The organism is Oribacterium sp. FC2011 (genome assembly GCF_000701645.1).
Taxonomy (GTDB): Bacteria; Bacillota; Clostridia; order Lachnospirales; family Lachnospiraceae; genus Oribacterium.
In genome coordinates this window covers 1-3,486 of the sequence record NZ_JNJM01000058.1, presented here as the reverse complement: position 1 = coordinate 3,486, position 3,486 = coordinate 1, and the positions used below count along the sequence as shown (strand labels likewise).

Below are 3,486 nucleotides of genomic sequence, written 5' to 3'. Positions count from 1 at the left end.
TTCCATATGCCGATATTTTAGAAATGCCGATTTTCAGGCATCCTAAAGTATCATAAATTCATGATTTCCAAAAACTATCGGCATTTCTTACTATAAAGATGTAACAGCATCTCTGTAGAAAGGAGGCCGTCATGACAGACTCACATCCGTTAATAAAAGATTTAATCGAGCAACTACTAAAGGAGGTGGTGCAACACGTTCTGGAAATATCGGTAGAACAGTATCAAATTGTTTGCAACAGCATCTTAAAGTATGCTATAGCTTCAAACACAAATGTCTATTCGCCAAAATTCATTGATGCTTATAAGGAATATCTTGAAAACAGATTCGCTAATGGTGAAGTATGTAAAGAGTACCGACGTTTTCAGCTTAGAGTTTTGCGTATGTTGTCCTCATTAGCTGAAATGGGTACTGTGGATTTTTCAAGCGCAGCTTATGCAATTAAGAAGTATCCGGTTTCCTCTGAAATAGCAGATCTTGTCGAAAAGATCCTGGGAAGTTATCCCATAAGCGACGCTACAAAAAGCGATCTGCGTGCTCCAACAAGACATTTTTTATGGTATGCATCAGAACAAGGAATGGATCCGGAACACATCGATGATGTGACTGTGATGAAGTTCATTATCAATGAAATTCCTGTTTCTAATAGCGGAAGTACCGGACGTACTCTCAGATGCATAAAGTACTCAACTGAATACCTAAAATCCCACGGGAATCAGTATCTTCATAGGGACTATAGATTACTAAAACTCAGGAATGATCACAGACGCATTATTCCGGCATATACAGAAGAAGAAATATCTGACATTGCTGATGCCGCTCATAATGATGATATGATAAGCAAGCGGGATCTTGCAATAATACTGCTGGCTTATTGTACAGGATTGCGAGGTTGCGACATAATTCGGATTAAACTTACAGATATAGATTGGCAGAATGATAAACTATCTCTTATTCAATCAAAGAATCACCAGCCTTTGTCTGTGGAGCTTAACGGATCTACGATGAATGCCTTGGCGGATTATATACTTGATTGGCGACCGGAATGCTATGATCATGAGGTGTTTGTAACAGTAAAATCACCTTATAGAAAGCTTTCAAAAGGCTTTGGAAGCATGATTGACAAGTACTGCGAAATAGCTGGAGTAAAAAAAATATCACTTAGAGGATTTCACAGTATACGCAGAGCTTTTGAAACCATCATGGTTTCAAGAGGTGTTCCAATAGATATAGCATCGCAGATGATGGGGCATAAATCAATTGTAGAAGACAAACCATATATAACTCATAATAAAAGTCAGATAGCTTTTGTTGCGTTTGATTTCACTGATGTTCCTATAACGACCGGATTTTACGCCAAGCATAAAAAGAGTTCTTCCTGCAATACCAAAGGAGGTGCTTGATTATGACGTTTGAGAAAAGGTTGAATGATGCATTTGAGGAAATGATGTCATATAGAACCTCTGTTGGATACGCTACTGCGACTTATCGTTCTTCCGTTCCGCCATTTATAAGATTCTGCGTTGAAAAATTCCCTAACTCGGAATTAATAACTCCGGAAATGATTGATGAATGGCTGGCATTTTATCCTTACACTATCAATAGTAAAGCGGCATTTATCGCTTTGCTCAGAGAATACACTAGATATCTGAACTTCCTGGGGTATGAGGATTATATTCCCGATGATGGTTACACTGTAAAAAGAATCGCCTATAATCCTTATCTGTTTACTGATGTGGAACTTTCAGGTCTGTTTAATGCAATAGACTCGATACAAGGAGCAACGTGCGGTAAGAGATATCTGCCTGAGATAGTACTTCCTGTATATTCCCGCTTGATTTACTGTTGCGGATTACGTCCACAGGAACCGCCTGCAATACGCACCGAAGATATAGACCTAAAAACAGGTGATTTATATATCCGCCAGTCAAAACGGCATAAAGACCGTCATATAATCATGTCTGACGATATGCTGAAACTCTGTAAGAAGTATGACGCATTAGCAGGTAAACGGGAATGGTTCTTTCAAAAATGGGATGGTACCCCGTATGAAACATCGTGGTACAACAATGTTTGGCGAAGGATAATTAAAACATGCGGTATACAGTGGAATGGCAATCCTCGGCCATATGATCTTAGGCATGCCTTTGCTTCAAGAAATATCATCAAGTGGATCAATAGTGGAAAAGATGTAATGGAACTTCTTACATATCTTTCAGCTTATATGGGTCATTCTGAGCTTACATCTACACTATACTATGTTCATCTGCTTCCTGATAATCTCCGGAAGGTAAATGGCATCGATTGGGACATGCTCTCCATAATATACGGAGAGGAGGTATCTTGTGATGAGGATTAGCCCAAAGGATCCGAGACTGGTGTCGCTTATTGGTGAGTTTATAAAAGTATATCTCCCACATGTAAGAAACCGAGATGAAGATACTATAGTATCATACAGGTATAGCATAAATCTGTTCATAGAGTATCTTGGAACTCAAAAGGGCATGTCGTTGCTTACATTACAGACATCTGATTTTAATCAAGCTAATGTCATTGACTTTATGTCATGGTTGAAAACTGAACGAAAAAACGTGGCAACTACTGTAAATCACAGACTATCTGATATACGCGGTTTTTGCCATTATCTGCTAAAGAAAAAAGCATTACCCCCTGATGAATTTGAAGAAATCCGAGAAATAAACGATTATGACGATGATCGGATTATTGAATTCACGTGGCTAACAACAGATGAAGTTGCAGGCATCTTAGATTGTGTTGATGCCAACCGTGATGCAACAAGAGATCACTTCCTTATTTCGCTACTTTATGAGAGCGGTGCCAGAATCAATGAAGTATTGTCACTTAAACCACATGATATAAGGCCTACATCAAAGGGCGAAGCTGATGTACATTTCTATGGTAAAGGTAATAAACACAGGATAACGCCATTATCAAAAGAAATATGGAGACAATACTGCAGTTATTGTGAACGATATCATCCGGCGAAAAATGAACAGGATTATTTGTTCTATTCTTTTCGAAATGGGCGAAAGAATAAGATGTCAAGTGACAATGTGAGCAGAATACTGTCAGAGTGTGAAAATGAACTTCGTAAAAAGAAACCAGAGCTTATTCATCTCCATTCACATCTCTTCAGAAGAACAAGAGCTATGCATCTGTATCAGGCAAAAGTACCACTTCCGATTATTTCAGAATGGCTTGGGCATTCAAATGTAGAAACAACGCGCTTTTATGCCAAGGTTACAGAAGAAATGAAACGAGAGGCGCTCCACAAGCTCAGTGATAGTGATAAATCTGTTTTCAAAGATAATGAGGTGTTTAAATATGCTGATGATGAAGACGTTTTAAAGCGGTTGTGCGGTTTGAAATAAATGCCGATATTCTTTTTCCATGCCTGACAACAGGCTCAGGCATGGAATTTCAAAGATTATACTATCGGCATTTCTAAAATATCGGCATATGGAA

General features: G+C 38.6%; 3 protein-coding genes. All 3 read left to right on the top strand.

All coding sequences use genetic code 11. The annotated features are described in order from the left end of the window. The first annotated feature begins 131 nt into the window (after window positions 1-131). The 3 genes from T357_RS0118305 to T357_RS0118295 are packed head-to-tail and all read left to right on the top strand — an operon-like array spanning window position 132 to window position 3,392. Window positions 132-1,403 carry a tyrosine-type recombinase/integrase gene (locus tag T357_RS0118305; protein WP_031555852.1) on the top strand — a complete coding sequence of 424 codons (1,272 nt, stop codon included), beginning with the start codon at window positions 132-134 and terminating at the stop codon, window positions 1,401-1,403. Between the two features lie 2 nt (window positions 1,404-1,405). After that, a complete protein-coding gene (locus tag T357_RS0118300) occupies window positions 1,406-2,359 on the top strand; it encodes a tyrosine-type recombinase/integrase (protein WP_031555849.1) in 954 nt (317 codons plus the stop codon). Continuing rightward, the gene (locus T357_RS0118295; protein ID WP_031555846.1) at window positions 2,349-3,392 is read left to right on the top strand and encodes a tyrosine-type recombinase/integrase; all 1,044 of its coding nucleotides are present in this window, start codon (window positions 2,349-2,351) and stop codon (window positions 3,390-3,392) included. Before T357_RS0118300 ends, T357_RS0118295 begins: the two co-directional genes overlap by 11 nt. Window positions 3,393-3,486 lie beyond the last annotated feature (94 nt).

What these genes read in the sequence shown, in the direction of transcription:
- T357_RS0118300 (WP_031555849.1), top strand. Translation starts at nt 1,406, where the DNA reads ATGACGTTTGAGAAAAGGTTGAATGATGCATTTGAGGAAATGATGTCA.
- T357_RS0118305 (WP_031555852.1), top strand. Translation starts at nt 132, where the DNA reads ATGACAGACTCACATCCGTTAATAAAAGATTTAATCGAGCAACTACTA.
- T357_RS0118295 (WP_031555846.1), top strand. Translation starts at nt 2,349, where the DNA reads ATGAGGATTAGCCCAAAGGATCCGAGACTGGTGTCGCTTATTGGTGAG.